The sequence below is a fragment of the Methylobacterium longum genome (genome assembly GCF_022179385.1).
Classification (GTDB): Bacteria; Pseudomonadota; Alphaproteobacteria; order Rhizobiales; family Beijerinckiaceae; genus Methylobacterium; species Methylobacterium longum.
The window spans coordinates 1-22627 of sequence record NZ_BPQS01000048.1 but is presented as its reverse complement, the minus strand read 5'-3'; the positions used below and the strand labels follow the sequence as shown (position 1 = coordinate 22627).

The window sequence follows — 22627 nt, the reverse complement described above, 5'->3', positions numbered from 1 at the left end:
GCTATGAAGCCCAGCGTTCCGCTTGGCGGCCTCCGGGATGCCGGAAACGGCTGCGCGCCGTCGAATCGCCGCTCCCGCGCAGGCCGCGACGGCGGGCGTGGAATGAACGCAGGCGTGGGACAGCGCTCGCGACGGCCTGCTAAGCTCCGCGGCTACCGGCGGAGGGAAGTCGATTCGGCGTCGGACGCCGACGGCCGCGCAGTCGGCATACCGGCCACCAGCCTGGTCCGGTGCCGTCAGCCGCCTGGAAAACCGAGGATCGCGCGTTGAGATCAGGTGTCAGTCTGTCCGAGCGATCCTTCACCTTCGTCCTCTGGCTGGTGGCCCTCGCCTTCGCGGGGTTCCTGATCGGTCTCGGCTCCCTGGTCGTCGGCGACCTCCCGGAGGTGGAGCATCGCTACACCCTGGAGCAGTTCCTCGATCCCGGTAAATCCGAGGCCACCACGACGGCCCTGAAGCAGGTCCGCCGGGCGCGTAACGACACGCAGGCGCAGACGGATCAGGTGCAGCTCGCCCTCGACGCGGCGCGCGCGGCCTCCGCGGCCGCCCGCGAGACCTTCGCCAACTGGTTGAAGACCCGCGACTCAACCCAGCGCGTCGACCAGGATCCCGACCTCATCGCGCGCACGCGGCAGCTCGACGCCCTGAAGGCCGCCGAACGGAGCGTCGAGGAGAAGCTCGAAGGCTTGGCCCAGGCGGATCTCGGCCTCGCGCAGACCGAAGCGGCCCTGATGGCCGACGACAGCGCGCAGCGTGGCGAGGCCCAGGAGAGTCTCCAGGCGTCCCAACGCACGCAGGAGCTGCGCGTCTTCGGCTACCGGCTCGCCGTGACCCTACCACTTCTGGTTTTGGCCGGGTGGCTGTTGCTGAAGCGGCGCAAGACGCGCAACTGGCCGTTCGTCTGGGGTTTCGCGCTGGCGGCCGCCTTCGCGTTCTTCGTCGAACTGGTGCCGTATCTGCCGAGCTACGGCGGCTACGTTCATTACGGGGTCGGCGTGGTGGTCACGCTCGTGGCGGGGCGCGCAGCGATCAACGCCCTCTACGCCTACCGGGAGCGTCAACGGATGGCCGAGGCGCGGCCCGACGTGGAACGCCGCACCGAGATCGCCACCGATCAGGCACTGCTGCGCCTCGCTAAAAAGGTCTGCCCGGGCTGCGAGCGGCCCGTCGATATGGCCAGCCCGGATGCCAATTTCTGTCCGCATTGCGGGATCGGCCTGTTCGAGCGATGCCCGACCTGCGCGCATCGCAAGAGCACCTTCGAGCGGTTCTGCTCCGCCTGCGGCAGCCGCGCCCGCGAGGCCGCCGCGATCCAGGCCTGACCGGCGCCTGGGCAGCCCGGAGCCGCTGCCGATGGAGCAGTCTTGGCCCGCACGCGCTCGTTTCGCCAGGGGGCCGAAACGGGAGAGAACGTCTGCGGCAGTCCGCTAGACGCGGACGCCGTGCAGCGCCGCCCCGAGCAGGCAGAGCCCGAGCATCAGGCAGATCCCGCTCCAGCGTTCCAGAACGGCCGCGCGCGCCGGATAGCGCAGTGAAAGGCCCGCCAGACAAACGCCGCAGAATAGACACCCCATGCTCATCACGGTGACCAGTATGCTCCCCTGATTGCGGACTCGGTACCCTTAGGCATAATCAGACTCCAAGGAATGTTGAATAAAAAAATACAAATCGGGGCGATAAAAATCAATTACCGGCACTCAGACAGAGCCCGATAAGGCAAAGCAGACATTATTAAATCTGAAGTTGTGGAGGTGCGACGATCATGGGATCGTGGTTGGTCGGCAAAAAACTGCCGCTACGCCGCAAACATCAGGATGCGCGACAAAAGTGAATCCGTCGTTCTCCGCAAATGCGGCGCACGGACCCGCGCCCGCATCGCGTCAGGAACGGCGACGAGCGCGTTTTCGATCCCTGGCAATCGGGCGGATCAGGCCGAGGCCATGAGGTCGGCGATGATGGCGTTCCGCTCCGATGCCAGAGGGCCGAACGCTTCCGGGCGACCGGCGCGCCCGTACCAGTAGCGCGCGTTGCCGGTATCGCCTTCGAGCCGGTGGAGATGGGCGTGCACCCAGGCCGCCTCCGGACCGGACGCGTCCTGGACGATGGCGTGCGCTCGCGCCCAGGCGTCCGTGCCGGGTCCCCCCGGATCGCCGGCGAGCCACCACAGGGCCGCGAGCGGCGCCGGCCACGCTGCCGGAGGCGCCTCGTTCTCCAGGGCCAACGCGAAGTCTGCGGGCAGGCTCTCGGTCATCAGGATGGTCCTTCCCGTTCCGCGTCACCGGCCCGCGGCCCGCTCCGGCTGCCAGCGGCCCCGGCGCTGGCGGGCCGACCATGCGTAGCGCGCGTCGCCGTCGAGGCGGTCGAGATGGTCGGAGAGGCGATGGCGTTCAAGCCAAGCGAGGGCCGCCTCCAGCTCCGGGAGCGTCATGGTCGCGCGGCCCTTGCCCAGGACGCGCTTCAGGACGGCGTTGTAGCGGTGGGCGAGGTTGCTGCCGCGCGGCACCCGCAGGGAGGTCTCGTCCTCGACCGCCTGCCCCGCCACCGCGGCGGCGAGGCGCTGGCGCAGGGTGCGCTCGGTGATCGACGGGGGCTCCGGCGCCGGTGACGCCGGCGCGGGCTCCGCGAGGCGTGGGCGCAACAGGGCGTAGCGAAGACCGATCGCGTTGCTCTCCAGGGGAGTGATCCCGGCGGGCTCGTCGTCCCGCCAGCGGGTGCGCTCCGGCACCACCGCGCTCACCGGGCGCTCCCGGGGCGGCCGCACGCTGCTGCCCTGCTCGGTCTCGAGTTCCAGGCGGAACCGGGCGAAGAGCGGGTCGTCGGGGTGGAAGATCAGAGCCTGCTGCGCGTCGTAGGATCCCGCGTGCGGATCGACCCGGGTGGCCCGGGCCAGCATCTGCTCCAGCCAGGGACGCGAGCGGATATGAGTCAGGGCCGCGACCACCGAGACCTCGGGAGCGTCGAGCCCCTCGTATGCCATGGCCACCGTGACCAGGATCGCCGGCTCAGGCGTGAGCCGGAAAGCAGCGAGCGCCGCGTGGGCATCCCCCTGCCCGGAGGTCGCCAGACGGACATCGCGCTCCCCCTGCCCGGCCGGCATCCAGTCCCGCAGGGTCGTCAGGTACGAGCGGGCGCTCGCCTGATCCGGCGCCACAACCAGGAGCTTGCCGAGCCCCCGGGCCGGCTCGCCCAGGGGCAGGCAGCGCTCCGCCCGGCGCCGGGCACGCAGCCGCTTCGTGGCGAAGAACGCCTCGCTCAGGAGATCGCGGGCGAAACCGGTCCTCAGGGCCGTGAACAGGGCCGGTCGGGTGGTGACGCGCACCGAACCCGCGCCGAGACGATGCGGCCCGACCCGGGGGCTGTCCCCGGCGATCTGCCCGCCCTCCAGCCAGCTCGCCTCGCCGTCGATGGCTCCGAACGTCACCGGCAGCACGGCCCGCTCGGTCAGCGCCTGCGCCCGCGAGTAGCCGATCACCGCCAGCCCCGGGGCGTCGAGGTCCAGTTCAGGCCCGTGCCCCGGAGCGGCGGGCCGGTAGGGCAGCCCGAGGATGCGCCGCCCGTCCGCCCGCTCCAGGGTCCCCGACAGATGAAGGCGGACGGCGGCCGCCTCCATGAGCGGCAGCATCGCCCGGGACCACGCGCCCGCCTCGCGGTCCTCGGCCGAGGCCTCGTCGGACCCCGGTCGCCCGGCCACCGGGAGGTGGTGGACCTCGTCGATGACCAGGAGCGTGCGGTGCGCCCGCGCTTCCGCCAGGTGAAGTGCCGGGGCGGCGGCGACCGCCTGATAGGTGGTGACGTAGCCGGCAAGCCCCCGGGCCGGATCCCGCTCGTTGTCGGCCGCGCGGACGCTCAGCGCGTGCCCGAAGGTCGCCCGCCACAGCGGGTCGGCAAAGGCCTCCTCGGCCTGCAGCCGCAGGGAGTCGCGCGGCACCACCCAGACCACCCGCTCGACCAGACCGGCCGCAATCAGCCGGTGCGCGGCGATCACGGGCAGCAGCGACTTGCCGCCGCCGGGCGTCACCGCCGCCAGGATGTTCCCGACATGCGCCGCCTCGCCGCGCGCCATGGCGTCGACCAGAGCCATCAGCGTGCGCTGATGCGACCGCAAGGACGGGGCGGGGCGGGTCAAAGGCCGACGAAGCTGGGCGACATGCACGCACCGTGACCGATCGGAATTCCTTTGTGAATCCCCCGGAGTCGCAGAACGTTCGCGTTTTCGTCCCGCACGCGTCGAGTCGCGCACGCCGCACGTCCTGTGCCCGCTCCGGGACGCGGACGGCGCTCGCGCGGCAGGCGCCTGTCGCGGGCGTCGCGTTCCAGCCTGCGCCGGAGCGGCCGGGGATGGGCGCCGCGAAGCGGAAGCCGATCCGGGATCCCGCGCCGAACGTAACGCAGGGCGGTCCCCACCCAGGCTCAGACGTGGATCCGGCCACCACAAGCGTTGACACCCGGCCCACCCCTCACCATAAGGGCGCCGCGGGTGAAGAACCCGCCTTGGGGGAATGTCCCGAGCGGCAAAGGGGGCGGACTGTAAATCCGCTGCGTAAGCTTCGTAGGTTCGAGTCCTACTTCCCCCACCAAGTTCTTCCCGATCCCGTCAGCCTTGTTTCGCCAGCGCGGCCTCGATGCGCGCGGCTGCGGCCGCCGAGAAGCCCTTCCCTTCAAGACCCTGCCCCGCGGCCGCCTGGCCGGTGAGGCTGCGGCGCTTGCCACCGGGCAGGTGGGCCTGACGGAGGGCGTGCGCGTCCCGGTGACTGGCATGGGTGATCGCGATGGCCAGCGCGTCGGCGGCGTCGGCCACCCGGAACTCGGCCTTCGGCAGCAGGAAGCGCACCATCGCCTGGATCTGCACCTTCTCGGCGTGTCCGGAGCCCGCCACGGTCTTCTTAATGAGATTGGGCGCGTACTCGAACACCGGCAGGCCGGCGAGCGCCGGGACCACGAGGGCCATGGCTCGGGCGTGTCCCAGCTTGAGCGTCGCCTGCGCGTCCTTGTTGACGAAGGTCTCCTCCACGGCGACCTCGTGAGGCCGGACGGCCTCGACGATCCGGCTGATGCCCTCGAACAGCTCGCGCAGGCGCAGGGCCAGGGGCAGGTCGCCGTCCGAGGTGACGACGCCGCAATCGCCGTAGGTAAGCTTCGTCCCCTGCGCGGTGATCAGGCCCCAGCCGGTGCGGCGGAGCCCGGGATCGATGCCGAGGATGCGGATGGGGCTGGTCATGATGCTTCCGGCTCGACGAACGGCCCGACGCTGCCGTACGTATCGTGAACGCCTGGTTTCACCAAGGCACAGGAATTGGAGGACGATCATGAGCGTGGAGGCCCCGATCAGCCGCTTCCCGGTGCCGAAGCTCTCGGAGATGCCGGAGGATCTGCGCGCCCGAATCACTCTCGTGCAGGAGAAGGCCGGCTTCGTGCCCAACATCTTCCTGGCACTGGCGCACCGTCCCGACGAGTTTCGCGCCTTCATGGCCTACCACGACGCGCTGATGGATCGGCCCGGCGGCCTTTCGAAGGCCGAGCGCGAAATGATCGTCGTGGCTACCAGCGCGGCCAATCAATGCCTCTACTGCGTCGTCGCCCATGGGGCGATCCTGCGGGTCCGGGCCAAGAACCCGCTCCTCGCCGATCAGGTGGCGGTCAACTACGCCAAGGCCGACATCACGCCGCGCCAGCGCGCCATGCTGGCCTTCGCGGTGACGGTGGCGACCGCCTCCCAGACCGTCGGCCCGGAGGATCACGCTGCACTCGCCGAGCATGGCTTCAGCCCGGACGATGTGTGGGACATCGCGGCGATCACGGCGCTCTTCGCCCTGTCGAACCGGCTCGCGAGCGTGGCGGACCTGCGGCCGAACGTCGAGTTCTACGCCATGGGGCGGTGAGACCGCCTCAGCCCCGTCGACCCAGCAGGATCAGCGCCGTCCCGGCGAGGCAGACCACGCTGCCCGCGAGATCCCAGCGGTCGGGCCGGTGGCCTTCCGCGAGCCACAGCCACAGAACCGACGCGGCGACGTAGACCCCGCCATAGGCCGCGAAGGCGCGCCCCGCCGCCGGTGTGTCCACGAGCGTCAGCAGGGCGGCGAACACCGCGAGCGACACCAGCCCGGGCAGGACCCACCAGACTGAGTGGCCCAGTCGCAGCCACGACCAGAACGCGAAGCATCCGGCGATCTCCGCGAGGGCGGCGCCGGCATAAGCGAGGGCTGTCATCGGGGCAGCTTGGCACGGGGCGCCGCAGGGGGCGAGCGTGGCGACAGGCGGCTGGGTCCGGGTCCGGCGTTAAGGGCTCGGCAAGACACATCCGGTCGAGTGGACTCATGGCTGCACGCGCGACCGACCATGACCTGATACTGATACCGGGCGACGCGCGCCTCCGCGACGTCGTCCGGGCCTGGACCGAGGGGCTCGCCCGCGAGCGGCGGATGTCGCCCAACACCGTCGAGGCCTACGGGCGCGACCTGCGCCAGTTTCTCCTTCACCTCGCGTCGCGGCAGGGTACCCCGACGATCCCGATGCTGATCGCTCTGAAGGTGCGCGACATCCGCGCCTTCATGGCCGCACGGCGGGCCGAGGCGGTGTCCGGCCGTTCGCTGATGCGCATGCTCGCGGGCCTGCGCTCCTTCGCGCGCTACCTCGAGCGGGAGGGGCACGGGACGGTCTCGGCGCTGGGCGGCGTGCGTTCGCCCAAGGTTCCTCGCCGCCTGCCGCGGCCCCTGCCCGTGCAGGCTGCCGTGGCGCTCACCGATACCGGCATCCGCGCCGGCGAGGAGCGCGAGCCCTGGGTGCTTGCCCGGGACGCCGCCGTGCTGGCGCTTCTGTACGGCGCCGGATTGCGTATCTCGGAGGCTCTGGGCCTCGCGCGCCGGGATGCGCCGCTGCCGGGCAGCGATCAGGTTACCGTCCTGGGCAAGGGGGGCAAGCAGCGCATGGTGCCGATCCTGCCCATCGTGGCACAGGCCGTCGCCGATTATATCGCCGCCTGCCCGCTGCCGCTGCCGTCGGACGGGCCTCTCTTCGTCGGTGCCAGGGGCGGCCCTTTGTCGCCGCGGATCATTCAGTACACGGTCGCCCGCGCCCGGGGGGCCCTCGGCCTGCCCGACAGCGCCACGCCGCACGCCCTGCGCCATTCCTTCGCGACGCATCTCCTTGCGCGACAAGGGGAACTGCGTGCGATCCAGGAACTCCTCGGCCACGCCTCCCTGTCGACCACGCAGCTCTACACGCAGGTTGATGCCGCGCGGCTGATGAGTGCCTACGCGTCGGCCCATCCTCGGTTTAGTCGCTAATCTAGCCAGATATAGGAGCTGTTATCGGGGTCGCTCCTGCATGGAATAGCGATGTGATGCTCGCGGTTAGGTGAACAGCTGTTTCTTTAAGAGCTTCGTCACGATCTAAGCCCACTCTTGGCGGCAGGGATCGGATCGACTTGGACGGGCGCCATGGGGCTTGATAACGGGGGGACGTCGGCACGGGTCGTTATCGCGGACTGCGATGCGGGCCGTCGCGCCTCTCTGCGGGCGGTCGTTCAGCGCTTCGATCCGCAGGCCGCGATCGAAGAGGCAACCTCCGGCCAAGCACTCTGCGACATTCTCCTCCAACGCCGCCCGACCCTGGCCTTCGTCAGTCTCCAGCTCGAGGATCTGAGCGGACCCGAGGCCGTGGCGGTGGCGCGTCGGGCGGGGGCCGAACCGCCATGCCTGGTGCTGGTGGCCACCCGCGTCATGCCGCACTGGCAGGAGATCGCCACCAGCCTCGGGGCCTACGAGGTTCTCAAGACGCCCCTCGACCCGGGCCATATCGAGCAGCTCCTGCACGCCGATGCCCGGCGTCGCACGCCGACCCGGGCGCTGCTGGCCTGCTCGACCCCGGCCGGGCGGTCGGCCATCAGCCGCGTCGTGGCCCGCAGCGGCTTCGCGATCGAACTCGACGAGACGGATGACGGCCGCCACGCCCTGAAGCAGTTCAAGCACGCGGCCTACGACTTCGCCTTCATCGACGTGAAGCTGAACGGCATCGACGGAATGGAACTGGCCTGCCAGATCCAGCCGCTGGGCCTCGCCACCCGGATCACCCTGCTGACCACGTCCGAACTGGAGCCCGTGGCCCAGGCTGGGCGCTACTTCGGGGTCGACGCCGTGCTGCGGATGCCGTTCTACGCGCGCGACATCGATCTGGCCCTGCACAACGCCCTGGGCTTGCGCAGGCCCTATCTCCTCAACGCCCTCACGGCCCCCCCGGCGCCGAGCGCGCTGCTGCGGATCGCCGACCTCCCCAACGCCCGACGCAAGATCGCCTGATCCGCCCGTCGAGGCGCGCGGCCCGTCAGACGTGGATCGCGCGCTTGTTCACCGCGAGGGCGGCTTCCTTGACGGCCTCGGTGAGCGTCGGGTGCGCGTGGCAGGTCCGGGCGATGTCCTCCGAGGAGGCGCCGAACTCCATCGCCACCGCGACCTCGGCGATCAGGTTGCCGGCATCGGCGCCGACGATGTGGACGCCGAGGACGCGGTCGGTCTGGGCGTCGGCCAGCACCTTCACGAAGCCGTCGGTGGTGCCGTTCGCCTTGGCGCGGCCGTTGGCCGTGAAGGGGAACTTGCCGGCATTGTAGGCGATCCCGTCCTTCTTGAGCTCCTCCTCGGTCTTGCCCACCGAGGCGACTTCCGGGAACGTGTAGACCACGTTGGGGATCACACCGTAATTCACGTGGCCGGACTGGCCGGCCAACATCTCGGCGATCGCCACGCCTTCGTCCTCGGCCTTGTGGGCGAGCATCGGGCCGGCGATCACGTCGCCGATGGCGTAGATCCCGGTGACGTTGGTGGCGTAGTGGGAATCGGTGAGGATCCGGCCCTTGTCGTCCCGCTGGACGCCGACCGTGTCGAGGCCGAGACCCTCCGTGTAGGGAACCCGGCCGATCGCCACGAGGACCACGTCGGCCTGCAGCGTCTCCGCCGCGCCGCCCGCGGCCGGCTCGACGGTCACGCTCGCGCCCTTCTTGCCGACCTCCACGCCGGTCACCTTGGTGGACAGCCTGAAGCCGATGCCCTGCTTGGTCAGGATCCGCTGGAACTGCTTGCCGACCTCGCCATCCATGCCGGGGAGCACCCGGTCGAGATATTCGACCACCGTGACCTCGGCGCCGAGGCGGCGCCAGACCGAGCCCAGTTCCAGCCCGATCACTCCGGCGCCGATGACGAGGAGCTTCTTCGGCACCCGGTCCAGCTCGAGGGCGCCGGTCGACGACACCACGACCTTCTCGTCGATCGTCACGCCCGGCAGGCGCGTCACGTCCGAACCCGTCGCGATCACGATGCTCTTGCTTTCGAGGATCTGATTGCCCCCGTTCTCGGCGATCACCTCGACGCGGCCCGCGCCGGCGATACGGCCGGTGCCGTGGAAGGTGTCGACCTTGTTCTTCTTGAGCAGGAACTCGACACCTTTGGTGTTGCCCGCCACGCCCTCGTCCTTGAAGGCCATCATCTTCTTCAGGTCGAGCTTCGGCGTGCCGACGTCGATGCCGAGATCGGCGAAATGCGTGTTGGCCTCCTCGAACGCCTCCGAGGCGTGGAGCAGCGCCTTCGACGGGATGCAGCCGATGTTGAGGCAAGTCCCGCCGTGCGTCGCGCGCTTCTCGACCACCGCGGTCCGCAGGCCGAGCTGCGCCGCGCGGATGGCGCAGACGTAGCCGCCAGGGCCGGTGCCGATGACGACGAGATCGTAGGACATGCAGGTTCGCTTCCGCTCGGTCGTGCCGCGTGTGGAACGGGCAGGGAATGTCGGATCGGTTGCGGCCTCAGCGGCCGCCGCCGATGTCGAGGATGGCGCCCGTGGTGTAGGAGGCCTCCTCCGAGAGGAGCCACACGATCGGCGCGGCGACCTCCTCGGCGGTGCCGGCCCGGCCCATCGGGACGCCGGGGCCGAGACGCTCCACCCGGTCGGGCTCGCCGCCGCTGGCATGGATCTCGGTGGCGATGATGCCGGGCGCCACCGCGTTGACGCGGATGCCCTCTCCGGCGACTTCGCGAGAGAGCCCGATCGTCAGCGAGTCGATCGCTCCCTTCGAGGCGGCGTAGTCCACGAACTGCCCGGGGCCGCCGAGGCGCGCCGCCACGGAGGACAGGTTGACGATCGCGCCGCCGCCCCCGCCTCGCTTGGTCGACATGCGTTGGACCGCCTCGCGGGCGCACAGGAAGCTGCCGACCACGTTGGTGGTCATCATCCGCTGAAGCCGGGCCGCGCTCATGTCGGCAACGTCGGATTTCACGTCCACCACGCCGGCGTTGTTGACCAGCGCCGCGAGCCGCCCGAGCCCGTCGGCCGCCCGGAACAGGGCGATGACGTCGGCCTCGCTGCCGACATCGCTCTTCACGGCGAGCGCGCGACCACCACCGGCGGTGATCGTGTCGACCACGCCGTGTGCTGCGGCGGCATCCGACACGTAGCTCAGGCAGACCGCGTAGCCGCGCTCCGCGAGGAGCAGCGCCACCGCCCGGCCGATGCCGCGGCTGCCGCCGGTGACGACCGCGACCCTGTTCTCAGCGTCCGACATCATGGCCTCACAGGTCCAGCACGAGCCGCGCCGGATCCTCCAGCGCCTCCTTGACCCGCACCAGGAAGGTCACGGCCTCCTTACCGTCGACGATGCGATGGTCGTACGACAGTGCGAGGTACATCATCGGCCGAGCCTCGATCTTGCCGGCGCGGACCACCGGCCGCTCCTCAATGCGGTGCATGCCGAGGATGCCGGATTGCGGCGCGTTGAGGATCGGCGTCGACATCAGCGAGCCGTAGATGCCACCGTTGGTGATCGTGAAGGTGCCGCCCTGCATCTCCTCGATGGAGAGCTTGCCGTCGCGGGCCTTCTTGCCGAAGCCGGCGATCTTCTTCTCGATGCCCGCGATCGACAGGTCGTCGGCGTCGCGGACCACCGGCACGACGAGGCCCTTATCGGTCCCGACCGCGATGCCGATGTGATAGTAGTTCTTGTAGACGAGGTCCTGCCCGTCGATCTCGGCGTTGACCGCCGGCACATCCTTCAGGGCGCCGATCACCGCCTTGGTGAAGAAGCCCATGAAGCCGAGCTTGGTGCCGTGCTTCTTCTCGAAGATGTCCTTGTACTGGCTGCGCATGGCCATCACGGCGGACATGTCGACGTCGTTGAACGTCGTCAGCATCGCCGCGGTGTCCTGCGCGTCCTTGAGGCGGCGCGCGATGGTCTGGCGGAGCTTCGTCATCCGCACGCGCTCCTCGCGCGCGGCGTCATCCGGAGCCGAGGGCGCGCGCGGCAGGGTCGGCCGGGCCTCCCGAGCGGGGGCGGCGGCGGGCGCCGGCCCCTTGGCGATGGCCCCGAGCATGTCGCCCTTGGTCACGCGACCGTCCTTGCCGGAGCCGTTGACGCCCGACGGGTCGACGCCGGTCTCGCGGGCGAGCTTGGCCACCGCGGGGCCATTGTCGCCGGCCGGGCGCTGCTGGGCCGCCGGAGCCGCGGCATCGCCGTGATTGCCGTAGCCGGCGGAGGATTCCTGGGCCGGCGCCTCGGCCTTGGCGGGCGTCGCGGATTTGGGAGCCTCGCTCCGGCTCTCGGCCTTGGTCTCGGCGGCTTCCTTCGGGACCTCCTTCGGGGCGGCCTTCTTGGCCGTGCCGCCGCCGGCACCGGCCTCGACGATCGAGCCGAGCAGGGCGCCCGGTTCCACGGTCTCCCCGTCCTTGACCAGGATCTCGCCGAGTTGGCCGGCCGCCGGAGCGTTGACCTCCAAGGTCACCTTGTCGGTCTCGAGCTCGACGATCGGCTCGTCGGCCGCGACCGGGTCGCCGGGCTTCTTGAACCAGCGGCCGATGGTGGCCTCGCTCACGGATTCGCCGAGGGTCGGGACGAGGATGTCGGTTGCCATGCTCTGTTGCCCCGCGGGGGGCCTCCTCTGGATGTCGGGCCGCGACGTCAGCGCCGCAGGATCAAGGATGGAACGGGCGAGACGGTGTACCGGAAGCCTACCTGCGCCATCAGGACCGGATCCGCTTCGCCGAGGGCCTCGGCCTGGGCCGCGTCGGCGGCCTCGACCAGGGCCAAGCCCCAGGTGCCGCCGGATTCGAAGACGGGTCCGACCGCGATGGCGGTTCCGGCCTCCGCCTGCGCCATCCAGTACCCGGAATGGGCCGAGAACAGCGCCATCTCGGCCTCCGTCGCGTCGAACGGGAAGCTCGGGCGCGGCGGGTCCAGGCGGAGCAGGAAGTAGGCCATGGCCGGATGATCAGACCGCCAGGGCCTCGTTGAGGAAGGCCTGGAGCTGAGCTTGGTGCTTCGACATCTGGCCGACCGCCGTGGAGGCGGAGGCCGGACGGCCGACGTAGCGGGCGCGCTTCACCGCGGAGCCGGCCTGGCCGAGCACCCATTCCAGATAGGGCTCGACGAAGGACCACGCCCCCATGTTCTTGGGCTCCTCCTGGCACCAGATCACGTCGGCGTTGCGGAAGCGGGCCATCTCGTTGGCCAGCGCCTTGAGCGGGAACGGGTAGAGCTGCTCGACGCGCATCAGGTAGATGTCGTTGAGACCGCGCTTCTCCCGCTCCTCCAGGAGGTCGTAGTAGACCTTGCCGGAGCAGAGCACGACGCGACGGATCTTGTCGTCGCGCACCAGCTTGTTCTGCGCGCCCTCCTCCTCGGCATCGTCCCAGAGGACGCGGTGGAAGGTCGAGCCCTCCGCCAGGGCGTCGAGGTTCGAGACGGCGCGCTTGTGGCGCAGCAGCGACTTCGGCGTCATCAGCACCAGCGGCTTGCGGAAGTCGCGCTTCAGCTGCCGGCGCAGGATGTGGAAGTAGTTCGCCGGGGTCGTGACGTTGGCGACCTGCATGTTGTCCTCGGCGCAGGCCTGGAGGTAGCGCTCCAGTCGGGCGGAGGAGTGCTCGGGCCCCTGCCCCTCGTAGCCGTGGGGCAGCAGCAGCACGAGGCCGGACATGCGCAGCCACTTGCGCTCGCCGCTCGCGATGAACTGGTCGATCACCACCTGGGCGCCGTTGGCGAAGTCGCCGAACTGCGCCTCCCACAGGACCAGCGCGTTCGGCTCGGCCAGCGAGTAGCCGTACTCGAAGCCCAGCACCGCCTCCTCGGAGAGCATCGAGTTGATGATCTCGATCGAGGCCTGGCCCTCGCGGATGGCGTTCAGCGGCGTGTAGCGCTGCTCGTTCTCCTGGTCGATCACGACGGCGTGGCGCTGCGAGAAGGTGCCGCGCTCGACGTCCTGACCGGAGAGCCGGACGCGGTTGCCGTCCAGCAGCGTCGCCCCGAAGGCCAGCGCCTCGGCGGTCGCCCAGTCGATGCCGGCGCCGGTCTCCACGGCCTTGGCGCGATTGTCCATGAACCGCTGGATCGTGCGGTGCAGGTGGAAGCCGGGAGGCGCCTGCGTGATCTTGCGCCCGATCTCCTGCAGCGTCTCGGCCGGCACGGCGGTGCGACCGCGGCGCGGATCGTCCACGTCCTCGTGGACCGCCTTGACGCCGGACCAGCGGCCGTCGAGCCAGTCGGCCTTGTTGGCCTTGTAGTTGTTGGCGACATCGAGCTCGGTGTCGAGCATGCCGCGGAACTCGGCCTTGCGGGCGTCCAGGGCCTCCTGGGTCACGGAACCGTTCTCGACGAGCTTGCGCCCGTAATTCTCCAGCACCGACGGATGCTTGCGGATCCGCTGGTACATCTTCGGCTGGGTGAAGGCCGGCTCGTCGCCCTCGTTGTGGCCGAAGCGGCGGTAGCACAGCATGTCGATGACGACCGGCTTGCCGAACTTCTGGCGGTACTCCACCGCCACCTTGGCGGCGAAGGTCACGGCCTCCGGATCGTCGCCGTTGCAGTGGAAGATCGGCGCCTCGACCATCTTGGCCACGTCCGACGGGTAAGGCGACGACCGCGAGAAACGCGGATCGGTGGTGAAGCCGATCTGATTGTTGATGATGAAGTGCACCGATCCGCCGGTGCGGTGGCCCTTGAGGCCCGACAGGCCGAAGCACTCGGCCACGACGCCCTGCCCCGCGAAGGCGGCGTCGCCGTGGATCAGCAGCGGCAGGACGCTCGCCCGCTGGATGTGGGGCTTCGCCCACTGGTCCTGCTTGGCGCGGACCTTCCCCAGCACCACCGGATCGACGATCTCCAGGTGCGACGGATTTGCGGTGAGCGACAGGTGGACGTTGTTGCCGTCGAAGGCGCGGTCCGAGGAAGCGCCCAGGTGGTACTTCACGTCCCCCGAGCCCTCGACCTCGGCCGGGGAGGCCGAGCCGCCCTTGAACTCGTGGAACACCGCCCGGAAGGGCTTCGCCATCACGTTGGTGAGCACGTTGAGCCGGCCGCGATGGGCCATGCCGAGCACGATCTCGCGCACGCCGAGGGCGCCGCCGCGCTTGATGATCTGCTCCAGCGCAGGGATCATCGCCTCGCTGCCGTCGAGGCCGAAGCGCTTGGTGCCCGTGTACTTGAGATCCAGGAACTTCTCGAAGCCCTCGGCCTCGATCAGCTTGTTGAGGATGGCTCGGCGACCCTCGGGCGTGAAGGAGATCTCCTTGTCCTTGCCCTCGATGCGCTCCTGGATCCAGGCCTTCTCGGCGGGATCCGAGATGTGCATGAACTCGACGCCGAGCGTCTGGCAGTAGGTCCGTTCCAGGATGTCGACGATCTCGCGGATCGTGCCGAACTCCAGGCCGAGCACGTTGTCGAGGAAGACCGGCCGGTCCCAGTCGCTCTCCTGGAACCCGTAATGCTGCGGGTGCAATTCCTCGTGGTCGCCGCGCGGTGCCAGCCCCAGGGGATCGAGCTTGGCGTGCAGGTGGCCGCGCATCCGGTAGGAGCGGATCAGCATGATCGCCCGCACGGAATCCTTGGTGGCCTGCTCGACCGAGACGCCGGTGGTGGCGGTGACGCTGTCCAGCGGCTTGCCGGGCTTCGGCTCCTTGGCCTCGCGGGCGACGATCTTGTCCCCGAGCGCCTTCTCCAGGGCGCCCCAGTTGCCGTCGAGCGCCGAGACCAGCTCACCGTTGAGCGGCACGGGCCAGTTGGGCTTCTCCCAGGAGGCGCCGGCGGCGTTCTTCTCGACCAGGGTCTCGTCCTCGCCGAGGCCCTTGAAGAAGGCCTGCCACGCGGGGTCGACCGAGGCGGGATTGCGGGCGTAGGCCGCCTGCAACTCCTCGATGTAAGCGGCATTGGCGCCGTAGAGGAACGAGGTTTCGAGGAGCGCTTCGTTCACGTCCTGGCGTGCCATGGTGCGTCCATCCTGTCGCGCGGGCCGGTTGCCCTGCCCTTCAGGCTTTCCGTCAGCACGGCGGAACGCCTTCAAACCGGAACGGGGCGGGTGTCCGCCCCGCTGAGTTGATCTGCACACCCGATATGGGCGTTGCGGCCCTGCGATGGCCGCAACGCAGGCGCGCGGCTCCTTACCCCTTCAGGACCTCGACCAGGGTCGAGCCCAGTCGCGCCGGCGACGGCGACACGCGGATGCCCGCGGCCTCCATGGCGGCGATCTTGTCCTCGGCGCCGCCCTTGCCGCCCGAGATGATCGCGCCGGCATGGCCCATGCGGCGGCCCGGAGGCGCCGTACGGCCGGCGATGAAGCCGACCATCGGCTTCCTGCGCCCGCGCTTAGCCTCGTCCTTCAGGAACTGCGCGGCCTCCTCCTCGGCCGAGCCGCCGATCTCGCCGATCATCACGATCGACTCGGTCTTCGGGTCGGCCAGGAACAACTCCAGCACGTCGATGAACTCGGTGCCCTTCACAGGATCGCCGCCGATGCCCACCGCCGTCGTCTGGCCGAGGCCGGCATTGGAGGTTTGGAACACCGCCTCGTAGGTCAGGGTGCCGGACCGGGACACGATCCCGACGGAGCCGGGCCGGAAGATGTTGGCCGGCATGATGCCGATCTTCGATTCGCCCGCCGTCACGATGCCGGGGCAGTTCGGCCCGACGAGGCGCGACTTCGAACCGATGAGCGCCCGCTTCACCCGCACCATGTCGAGGACCGGGATGCCCTCCGTGATGCAGACGATCAGCGGGACTTCGGCGGCGATCGCCTCGCAGATCGCGTCCGCCGCGCCGGGCGGCGGCACGTAGACCACCGAGGCCTCGGCACCCGTCGCCTCGCGAGCCTCCGCGACGGTGTCGAACACCGGCAGGCCGAGATGGGACGAGCCGCCCTTACCCGGCGAGGTGCCGCCGACCATCTTGGTGCCGTACGCGATGGCCTGCTCGGAGTGGAAGGTCCCGTTCTTGCCGGTGAAGCCCTGGCAGATGACCTTGGTGCTGGCGTCGATCATCACCGACATGATCAGGCTCCCTTCACGGCGGCGACGATCTTCTGGGCGGCGTCGTCGAGGTCGTCCGCCGGGATCACGTTGAGGCCCGAATTCCGGATGATGGCCTTGCCTTCCTCGACGTTGGTGCCTTCGAGGCGCACCACCAGCGGCACCTGGAGGCCCACCGCCTTCACGGCCGCGATCACGCCGTTGGCGATCACGTCGCACTTCATGATCCCACCGAAGATGTTGACGAGGATCCCCTTCACGTTCGGGTCCGCGGTGATGATCTTGAACGCCGCCGTGACCTTCTCCTCGGAGGCGCCGCCGCCGACATCGAGGAAGTTCGCCGGCTCCTCGCCGTAGAGCTTGATGATGTCGAGGGTCGCCATGGCGAGGCCGGCACCGTTGACCATGCAGCCGATCGTGCCGTCGAGCGCGATGTAGGCGAGGTCATACTTCGACGCCTCGATCTCCTTGGCGTCCTCCTCGGTCTCGTCCCGCAGCGCGACGATGTCGGGGTGGCGGTAAAGAGCGTTCGAATCGAAGGCCATCTTGGCGTCGAGGCACTTGAGGTGCCCGTCGGCCGTGAGCACGAGCGGGTTGATCTCCAGAAGGCTCATGTCCTTGGACACGAACGCCGCGTAGAGCTTTTCCGTCAGCGCGGCCGCTTCCTTGGCCTGGGCGCCGGTGAGGCCGAGCGCCTTGGCGACGGCGCGGCCGTGATGGGGCATCACGCCGGTGGCCGGATCGACCGCGATGGTGTGGATCTTCTCTGGCGTATCATGGGCGACGGCCTCGATATCCATGCCGCCTTCCGTGGAGACCACGAAGGCGACGCCGCCGGTGACGCGATCGACCAGCATCGAGAGGTAGAATTCCTCGTCGATCTGGGCACCTTCCTCGATGTAGAGGCGGTTGACCTGCTTGCCGGCCGGCCCGGTCTGGATCGTCACCAGCGTCTGGCCGAGCATCTCGCCGGCATATTGCTTCACCTCGTCGATCGACTTGGTGACGCGTACGCCGCCCTTGGCCCCCTCGGGCGCGCCCTTGAAGGTCCCCTTGCCGCGGCCGCCCGCGTGGATCTGGCTCTTCACGACCCAGACCGGACCGCCGAGTTCCTTGGCGGCGGCCTCCGCCTCCGACGGGTTGAAGATCGCCACGCCGCGGGAGACCGGCAAGCCGAACTCCTTCAGCACGGCCTTGGCCTGGTATTCGTGGATGTTCATCGGGACCTCGTCGGACGAACGGATGGCTTCGGGCGGGCGGGCCGGGATGGGCGCGCCCGGCTTCGAATGGCCTCAGGCGAGGTTGCTGTCGACTCCTTTGCAGGCGTCGATGAGGCTCGTCACCGAGGCGACCGACTTCTCGAACATCGCCTTCTCGGCCGCGTCGAAGGTCACCTCGAGGACGCGCTCCACGCCGTTCGCGCCGATCACGATCGGCACGCCGATGAACATGCCCTTCACGCCGTACTGGCCGTCGAGGTAGGCCGCGCAGGGCAGGACCCGCTTCTTGTCGCGCAGGTAGCTTTCCGCCATGGCGATGGCGGAAGCCGCGGGCGCGTAGAAGGCCGAGCCGGTCTTGAGCAGGTTGACGATCTCGCCGCCGCCCTTGCGGGTGCGGTCGACCATGGCGTCGAGCTTCTCCTGGGTGGTCCAGCCGAGCTTGACCAAGTCGGTCAGGGGCACGCCGGCGACCGTGGAGTAGCGGGTCAGCGGGACCATGTCGTCGCCGTGGCCGCCGAGCACGAAGGCCGTGACGTCCTCCACCGAGACCTTGAATTCCTCCGCGAGGAAGTGGCGGAAGCGGGCGGAGTCGAGCACGCCGGCCATGCCGACAATCTTGTTGGTGGGCAGCCCCGAGAACTTCTGCAGCGCCCACACCATGGCGTCGAGCGGGTTGGTGATGCAGATCACGAAGGCGTCGGGCGCGTAGGTCTTGATGCCCTCGCCCACCGCCTGCATCACCTTGAGGTTGATGCCGATCAGGTCGTCACGGCTCATGCCGGGCTTGCGCGGCACGCCGGCGGTGACGATCACCACGTCGGCGCCCTGGATGGCGGAATAGTCGCTGGCGCCCGCGTAGGTCGCGTCGAACCCCTCGACGGGCGCGGCCTCGGCGATGTCCAGCGCCTTGCCCTGCGGCACGCCGTCGACGATGTCGAACAGGACGACGTCGCCGAGATCCTTGAGGCCAGCGAGAAGAGCCAGGGTGCCGCCGATCTGGCCGGCACCGATGAGCGCGATCTTGTTGCGAGCCATGTCGGATGTGTCTCCGCTGCGTATCGACTGCGATGATGCGTGGGACGATGCCGGAACTGCGCGTCAGCCTGGGTCCGCAACCGGATTCGCCGCTCGAAAATCTGCGCGGCTGTGTGGCCGAAAAGCACCGCCGCTTCAACCCGATGGCGGATGGGAAGGGGTCACCCCCGGCACGCGGCCGGGCCCGGAACGGCCCGGGCGGATGTCTGGAAACGTCAACGTCGGGAGGGTTTTAGGTGCACTGCACCCACAGCCTGTGGTGCGGCAACGCTTGGATGACAGATTCGAAAAGCTGTCATTTCGCCCGCCGGAAGTCGCTGAGCCGACCAGCCGGTGGCCGAAAACGCGAGAGGCCCGGACAGGATGTCCGGGCCTCTCGGGTCGATCGGCTGCGCGGTGATTCAGAGAACGCCGGAACGCAGAACCCGCTGAATGGCGTGGATGACGGCCCCGAACCGGGCCTCGATCAGATCGCGCGGCACCTCGGCATCGTGCTGGATCGCCAGCGGGTGCGTGAAGCGGTAGCTCGCGTCGAAGATGTAGGCGATCGCCCGTTCCCGGTCGCGCGCCGAGAAGATCCCGGACGTGATGCCCTCCTCGACGACGCGCTCGACGAGACTGCGCAGGCGCACCCGGTGCCGCCGGGCGATCGGCCGGGCCGACACGGTGGCGTCGAGGTGGACGGCGAACAGGTTCGGCTCGTCGACCAGCGCATCGCGCTGCACGGTGGCCAGGGCGGTCAGGAGCCGCTCGATCTTGTCGTCGGCCGGATCGGGCGCGTCGGCGATACCGGCGAGCCGGGCCTCGACCTCGCGGAGCCAGCGGCCCGCCACGGCGTCGAGCAGCGCATCCTTGGATGGGAAGTAGCGGTAGACGTTGGCGTGCGTCATGCCGGCTTCCGCCGCGACGGCCACGACCGTCACGCGTTTGGGCCCGAGGCGCGAGAGATGCTCGGTGGCGATCCCGAGGAGCCGGACGTCCGCCGCGACCGGTGCACGGGCGCGCTGGGGGCCGGCCACGTCGCCGAGCGGGCCGGTCTCCGCGTCGTCGGTTCCAGGAAGCTTGACCTTGACGGCGAGCGACTCTTCCTTGGACCCGGCAGGCTCTGGCTTATGGAACGGAAGAGGAAGGCGGGAAGTGGACAGGTGGTAGGGCGAGACGGACCCCCATCATACCGGCTGAAGCGTCCCGGCGCTTCGCGTTGACGTTACGGCTTCCCCCCGGGAGCCCGTTTGACCTGAGCGGATTAAGACCGCTTAAAAACCCGTATGTGTCAGTTTGCCTTGAGAAGGCAACAAATTTTTCTCGTTATCACCTGCCTCAGAAGCGGTTCTTCCACGCCCTTAAGGCGACGAACACCGCTTCAGGCTCGCTTTCTGGCGGCATGTCGACCGATCGGGCCAGACTCGGAAGCCCGCTGCGCAGGAACGGATTGGTCGCGCGCTCCTCGCCCATGGTCGACGGAACCAGGAATCGCCCCTCCGCCTTCGCACGCTCCGCCTCGGCGAAGCGCGCCTTGAGCTCCGGATTGTCCGGATCGGCCGCCAGGGCAAAGCGGGCGTTGGAGAGTACGTAGTCGTGCCCGCTGAACACCCGGGTCGTGTCGGGAAGGTCGTCGAAGCGGCGCAGCGATCGGTAGAGCGTCTCCGGCGGGCTCTCCATCACCCGGCCACAGCCCAGCGTGAACAGGGTGTCGCCGGCGCAGACGAGCCCGGCCCGGGCGAACCAATAGGTGACGTGGTCGAGGCAATGGCCGGGCGTCTCCCAGACCTGCGCTTCGAGGCCGCCCACGCGCACCGTGTCGCCCTCCCGGACGGTGACGTCCACCTGAGGAACGGCGTCCCCCGCCTTGGCGGGCGCCACGACCCGGGCGCCGGTGGCCCGCTTGACCTCCGGGATCCCCTCGACATGGTCGCCGTGGCGGTGGGTGACGAGGATGTCGGTGAGCTGCCAGCCGGTCTCGTCGAGCGCCTTCAGGACCGGGCCGGCGTCCGGCACGTCGATCGCCGCGCAGGCTCCCGTGGCCGGATCCCGGACCAGGACGCCGATATTGTCGCTGCGGCACAAAAAGGTGCGGATCTCGGTCTCGGCAGCCATCGGAGTGGGTCCCATTGAGCGCGAAAGCTGTCGCCGTGAACCGGCGGCGGTCGGGCCGGGTTCCTTCGGCGCTTGCCGCGGGCAGCTTGGCTCACCATTGAGTACGGTGAATGTTTCGGCCCCGGTGTCTTGTCCCTTCATGCGTCTCGACGTCAACGGCTTGCGGGCCTTCTATGCCAGCCCCCTGGGCCGCACGACGCACCGCGTCGTCGGGCGGGCGCTCCATGAGTTCCTGGGTTCCGTGTCCGGCCTGCGCGTGCTCGGGATCGGCTACGCGACTCCGTATCTCGGCCCGGTCCACTGCATCGCGGAACGCACGCTGGCCTTCATGCCGGCGACCCAGGGCGTGGTGAACTGGCCGAGCACCGGCCGCTCCTGCGCGGCGCTGGCCGATCCGACGATGATGCCCCTGCCCGAGGCGGCCATCGACCGGGTCATCCTGGTCCACGCCCTCGAATCGGTCGAGAGCCCGACGGAGCTGCTCCAAGAGGTCTGGCGGACGCTGACGCCGGGCGGCCGGATGATCCTGGTGGTGCCGAACCGGCGCGGGGTCTGGGCCCGCCGGGAGGCGACGCCCTTCGGTCACGGCCAGCCCTACAGTCGGTCGCAGCTGGCGCGCCTGATGCGCGACACCCTGTTCTCACCCGTGAGCTGGTCCGAGACCCTCTACATGCCGCCGGTGCGCTCGCGGCTGATGCTGCGCACCGGACCCGCTTGGGAACGCCTCGGCAGCAGCCTCGCCCTGCCCTTCGCGGGGCTGCACGTGGTCGATGCGACCAAGCAGCTCTACCGCCCCGTGGCGGTCCAGCAGGTGCGGCGCGCCCGCCGCCTCGCACCCGCCCGGGTCCTCGTGCCGGCGCCCGCTCCGGGCTGAGCACGGCGCGCGCGGAGGGATTCGGAAGATCGGGGTCGCGGTCGCGCCGCATCCTGGGCGGGCAGCTCGGGGACTTCGCGGCGGGGGCCGCGATCCCGAACGGCGCGGCACGACCGGCAGCCTGCGCCGGCAAATCCCGGACCGGGGCGGGCCTGCGGCGCTCCGGGGCCACGAACCCGCGGGGCAAGGGGAATCGTCGCAGCCGGCGCGACACGCCGTCCGGCGGACCTGTCGTGTACGATGCCCGGATGAGCATCGACTTCACCGTCCAGCAGTTCCTGCTCGCCCTCTCGGGCCTGATCTCGATCGTGAACCCGATCGGGGGTGCCTTCATCTTCGCGCAGGTGACGAGCGCCTACAGCCATGCCGAGCGGGTGCTGCTGTCGCGCCGCATCGGCGTCTACGCCGCCCTGGTAATGCTCGGCGCCCTCTGGGCCGGCACGCCGATCCTGAATTTCTTCGGCGTCACCCTCGGCGCGCTGCGCGTCGCCGGCGGCTTGGTGGTGATGTCCTCGGCCTGGAACCAGCTCAACCGGCCCGAGGCGCGGGAGGCGCGCAAGCAGGCCGAGGCGTCCGGCTCCACGGCACGCGGTCCGGCCCCGTCGGAACCGCAGCCGGACCAGGCGCCCGGGCCCCTCGCGGAGATCGCGTTCTTCCCTCTGACCCTGCCGTTCACCACGGGGCCGGGCACGATCGCGGTCGCCATCACCCTGGGCGCGAACCGCCCCGAGGCCTACGCGGAGCGGTTCGGCTTCTATCTCGGCGTGACGCTGGCCGCCCTGGTGGTCGCCGCGGCGGTCGCCCTCCTCTACGCCTCGGCCGACCGGGTGGTGGCGCTCATCGGGCCGGCCCGGGCCCGGGTGACCGGGCGCCTGTTCGCGTTCCTCCTGCTGTGCGTCGGCACGCAGATCCTGATCAACGGACTCACGGACGTGTTCGCGCCGCTCGTGGCGGCGCGAGGCTGAGCGTCGCGCGCGATCAGATGATCGGGATCGCGCCGAGGCCGCCGAACAGCGCGGCATGGCCCACGTAGTACAGGGCCAGGAAGGCCGCCAGGGCGGCCCCGTACCAGGCGGGTGCCAGCAGCGCCTGCCGGGCCCGCACCGGGACCCGGGCATCGTCGGCGGCGATCCCG

20 protein-coding genes and 1 tRNA gene are annotated in these 22627 nt (G+C 69.7%); 7 read left to right on the top strand and 14 right to left on the bottom strand.

Translation table 11 applies throughout. From position 1 onward, the window contains the following. Nucleotides 1-266: 266 nt before the first annotated feature. Complete coding sequence (locus tag MFF58_RS25590) at nucleotides 267-1322, top strand: double zinc ribbon domain-containing protein (protein WP_238291993.1); 1056 nt, start codon at nucleotides 267-269, stop codon at nucleotides 1320-1322. A gap of 605 nt (nucleotides 1323-1927) precedes the next feature. On the opposite strand, the gene MFF58_RS25585 is transcribed toward MFF58_RS25590, so the two are convergent. Further along, nucleotides 1928-2251, bottom strand: coding sequence for a hypothetical protein (locus tag MFF58_RS25585; RefSeq protein WP_238291991.1), 324 nt, complete (start codon nucleotides 2249-2251; stop codon nucleotides 1928-1930). 24 nt (nucleotides 2252-2275) lie between these two features. Further along, a complete protein-coding gene (locus MFF58_RS25580; protein ID WP_283206470.1) occupies nucleotides 2276-4153 on the bottom strand; it encodes a DEAD/DEAH box helicase in 1878 nt (625 codons plus the stop codon). 340 nt (nucleotides 4154-4493) lie between these two features. Between MFF58_RS25580 and MFF58_RS25575 the strand changes: the two genes are divergently transcribed. Beyond that, nucleotides 4494-4577, top strand: a tRNA-Tyr gene (locus MFF58_RS25575). 17 nt (nucleotides 4578-4594) lie between these two features. Here the strand turns inward: MFF58_RS25575 and ruvC are convergent. Continuing rightward, nucleotides 4595-5218 (bottom strand): crossover junction endodeoxyribonuclease RuvC, encoded by a 624-nt coding sequence (gene ruvC, locus MFF58_RS25570; RefSeq protein ID WP_238291987.1) that lies wholly within the window; start codon nucleotides 5216-5218, stop codon nucleotides 4595-4597. An 88-nt stretch (nucleotides 5219-5306) separates the two neighbouring features. Between ruvC and MFF58_RS25565 the strand changes: the two genes are divergently transcribed. Then, a complete protein-coding gene (locus tag MFF58_RS25565) occupies nucleotides 5307-5879 on the top strand; it encodes a peroxidase-related enzyme (protein WP_238291985.1) in 573 nt (190 codons plus the stop codon). 7 nt (nucleotides 5880-5886) lie between these two features. On the opposite strand, the gene MFF58_RS25560 is transcribed toward MFF58_RS25565, so the two are convergent. Beyond that, a complete protein-coding gene (locus MFF58_RS25560) occupies nucleotides 5887-6207 on the bottom strand; it encodes a YnfA family protein (protein ID WP_238291983.1) in 321 nt (106 codons plus the stop codon). A 107-nt stretch (nucleotides 6208-6314) separates the two neighbouring features. On the opposite strand from MFF58_RS25560, the gene MFF58_RS25555 reads away from it, so the two are divergent. Next, nucleotides 6315-7283, top strand: coding sequence for a tyrosine recombinase XerC (locus tag MFF58_RS25555; RefSeq protein ID WP_238291981.1), 969 nt, complete (start codon nucleotides 6315-6317; stop codon nucleotides 7281-7283). 153 nt (nucleotides 7284-7436) lie between these two features. Then, nucleotides 7437-8294: a response regulator gene (locus MFF58_RS25550; protein ID WP_238291979.1), complete on the top strand. Its 858-nt coding sequence runs from the start codon at nucleotides 7437-7439 to the stop codon at nucleotides 8292-8294. A 25-nt stretch (nucleotides 8295-8319) separates the two neighbouring features. On the opposite strand, the gene lpdA is transcribed toward MFF58_RS25550, so the two are convergent. The 10 genes from lpdA to gloB form a co-directional block, all read right to left on the bottom strand. Next, nucleotides 8320-9720, bottom strand: a complete 1401-nt coding sequence (lpdA, locus tag MFF58_RS25545) for a dihydrolipoyl dehydrogenase (protein WP_238291978.1) — start codon at nucleotides 9718-9720, stop codon at nucleotides 8320-8322. A 67-nt stretch (nucleotides 9721-9787) separates the two neighbouring features. Beyond that, the gene (locus tag MFF58_RS25540; RefSeq protein ID WP_238292018.1) at nucleotides 9788-10543 is read right to left on the bottom strand and encodes an SDR family oxidoreductase; all 756 of its coding nucleotides are present in this window, start codon (nucleotides 10541-10543) and stop codon (nucleotides 9788-9790) included. Nucleotides 10544-10550: 7 nt separating this feature from the next. Beyond that, nucleotides 10551-11885 carry a 2-oxoglutarate dehydrogenase complex dihydrolipoyllysine-residue succinyltransferase gene (gene odhB / locus MFF58_RS25535; protein ID WP_238291976.1) on the bottom strand — a complete coding sequence of 445 codons (1335 nt, stop codon included), beginning with the start codon at nucleotides 11883-11885 and terminating at the stop codon, nucleotides 10551-10553. Nucleotides 11886-11932: 47 nt separating this feature from the next. Continuing rightward, complete coding sequence (locus tag MFF58_RS25530) at nucleotides 11933-12232, bottom strand: YciI family protein (protein ID WP_238291974.1); 300 nt, start codon at nucleotides 12230-12232, stop codon at nucleotides 11933-11935. Nucleotides 12233-12242: 10 nt separating this feature from the next. Beyond that, a complete protein-coding gene (locus tag MFF58_RS25525) occupies nucleotides 12243-15230 on the bottom strand; it encodes a 2-oxoglutarate dehydrogenase E1 component (RefSeq protein WP_238291972.1) in 2988 nt (995 codons plus the stop codon). A 172-nt stretch (nucleotides 15231-15402) separates the two neighbouring features. After that, nucleotides 15403-16287 carry a succinate--CoA ligase subunit alpha gene (gene sucD, locus MFF58_RS25520; protein WP_238291970.1) on the bottom strand — a complete coding sequence of 295 codons (885 nt, stop codon included), beginning with the start codon at nucleotides 16285-16287 and terminating at the stop codon, nucleotides 15403-15405. A 2-nt stretch (nucleotides 16288-16289) separates the two neighbouring features. Next, a complete protein-coding gene (sucC, locus tag MFF58_RS25515; protein WP_238291969.1) occupies nucleotides 16290-17486 on the bottom strand; it encodes an ADP-forming succinate--CoA ligase subunit beta in 1197 nt (398 codons plus the stop codon). 72 nt (nucleotides 17487-17558) lie between these two features. Further along, nucleotides 17559-18521: a malate dehydrogenase gene (gene mdh, locus MFF58_RS25510; protein ID WP_238291967.1), complete on the bottom strand. Its 963-nt coding sequence runs from the start codon at nucleotides 18519-18521 to the stop codon at nucleotides 17559-17561. 401 nt (nucleotides 18522-18922) lie between these two features. After that, on the bottom strand, nucleotides 18923-19540 hold the full coding sequence (locus MFF58_RS25505) for a TetR family transcriptional regulator (protein ID WP_238291964.1): 618 nt from the start codon (nucleotides 19538-19540) through the stop codon (nucleotides 18923-18925). Between the two features lie 301 nt (nucleotides 19541-19841). After that, nucleotides 19842-20618 carry a hydroxyacylglutathione hydrolase gene (gene gloB, locus MFF58_RS25500; RefSeq protein WP_238291963.1) on the bottom strand — a complete coding sequence of 259 codons (777 nt, stop codon included), beginning with the start codon at nucleotides 20616-20618 and terminating at the stop codon, nucleotides 19842-19844. A 139-nt stretch (nucleotides 20619-20757) separates the two neighbouring features. Here gloB and MFF58_RS25495 point away from each other — a divergent pair, with 139 nt between their 5' ends. Further along, nucleotides 20758-21492 carry a class I SAM-dependent methyltransferase gene (locus MFF58_RS25495; protein WP_238291961.1) on the top strand — a complete coding sequence of 245 codons (735 nt, stop codon included), beginning with the start codon at nucleotides 20758-20760 and terminating at the stop codon, nucleotides 21490-21492. Nucleotides 21493-21740: 248 nt separating this feature from the next. Beyond that, nucleotides 21741-22457 carry a MarC family protein gene (locus MFF58_RS25490; protein WP_238291959.1) on the top strand — a complete coding sequence of 239 codons (717 nt, stop codon included), beginning with the start codon at nucleotides 21741-21743 and terminating at the stop codon, nucleotides 22455-22457. The last annotated feature ends 170 nt before the right edge of the window (nucleotides 22458-22627 follow it).

Excerpts from the sequence above, each read along its gene's own strand:
- MFF58_RS25585 (WP_238291991.1), bottom strand. The coding sequence starts at position 2,251 with ATGACCGAGAGCCTGCCCGCAGACTTCGCGTTGGCCCTGGAGAACGAG.
- ruvC (WP_238291987.1), bottom strand. The coding sequence starts at position 5,218 with ATGACCAGCCCCATCCGCATCCTCGGCATCGATCCCGGGCTCCGCCGC.
- MFF58_RS25565 (WP_238291985.1), top strand. The coding sequence starts at position 5,307 with ATGAGCGTGGAGGCCCCGATCAGCCGCTTCCCGGTGCCGAAGCTCTCG.
- MFF58_RS25560 (WP_238291983.1), bottom strand. The coding sequence starts at position 6,207 with ATGACAGCCCTCGCTTATGCCGGCGCCGCCCTCGCGGAGATCGCCGGA.
- MFF58_RS25555 (WP_238291981.1), top strand. The coding sequence starts at position 6,315 with ATGGCTGCACGCGCGACCGACCATGACCTGATACTGATACCGGGCGAC.
- MFF58_RS25550 (WP_238291979.1), top strand. The coding sequence starts at position 7,437 with ATGGGGCTTGATAACGGGGGGACGTCGGCACGGGTCGTTATCGCGGAC.
- lpdA (WP_238291978.1), bottom strand. The coding sequence starts at position 9,720 with ATGTCCTACGATCTCGTCGTCATCGGCACCGGCCCTGGCGGCTACGTC.
- MFF58_RS25540 (WP_238292018.1), bottom strand. The coding sequence starts at position 10,543 with ATGTCGGACGCTGAGAACAGGGTCGCGGTCGTCACCGGCGGCAGCCGC.
- odhB (WP_238291976.1), bottom strand. The coding sequence starts at position 11,885 with ATGGCAACCGACATCCTCGTCCCGACCCTCGGCGAATCCGTGAGCGAG.
- MFF58_RS25530 (WP_238291974.1), bottom strand. The coding sequence starts at position 12,232 with ATGGCCTACTTCCTGCTCCGCCTGGACCCGCCGCGCCCGAGCTTCCCG.
- MFF58_RS25525 (WP_238291972.1), bottom strand. The coding sequence starts at position 15,230 with ATGGCACGCCAGGACGTGAACGAAGCGCTCCTCGAAACCTCGTTCCTC.
- sucD (WP_238291970.1), bottom strand. The coding sequence starts at position 16,287 with ATGTCGGTGATGATCGACGCCAGCACCAAGGTCATCTGCCAGGGCTTC.
- sucC (WP_238291969.1), bottom strand. The coding sequence starts at position 17,486 with ATGAACATCCACGAATACCAGGCCAAGGCCGTGCTGAAGGAGTTCGGC.
- mdh (WP_238291967.1), bottom strand. The coding sequence starts at position 18,521 with ATGGCTCGCAACAAGATCGCGCTCATCGGTGCCGGCCAGATCGGCGGC.
- gloB (WP_238291963.1), bottom strand. The coding sequence starts at position 20,618 with ATGGCTGCCGAGACCGAGATCCGCACCTTTTTGTGCCGCAGCGACAAT.
- MFF58_RS25495 (WP_238291961.1), top strand. The coding sequence starts at position 20,758 with ATGCGTCTCGACGTCAACGGCTTGCGGGCCTTCTATGCCAGCCCCCTG.
- MFF58_RS25490 (WP_238291959.1), top strand. The coding sequence starts at position 21,741 with ATGAGCATCGACTTCACCGTCCAGCAGTTCCTGCTCGCCCTCTCGGGC.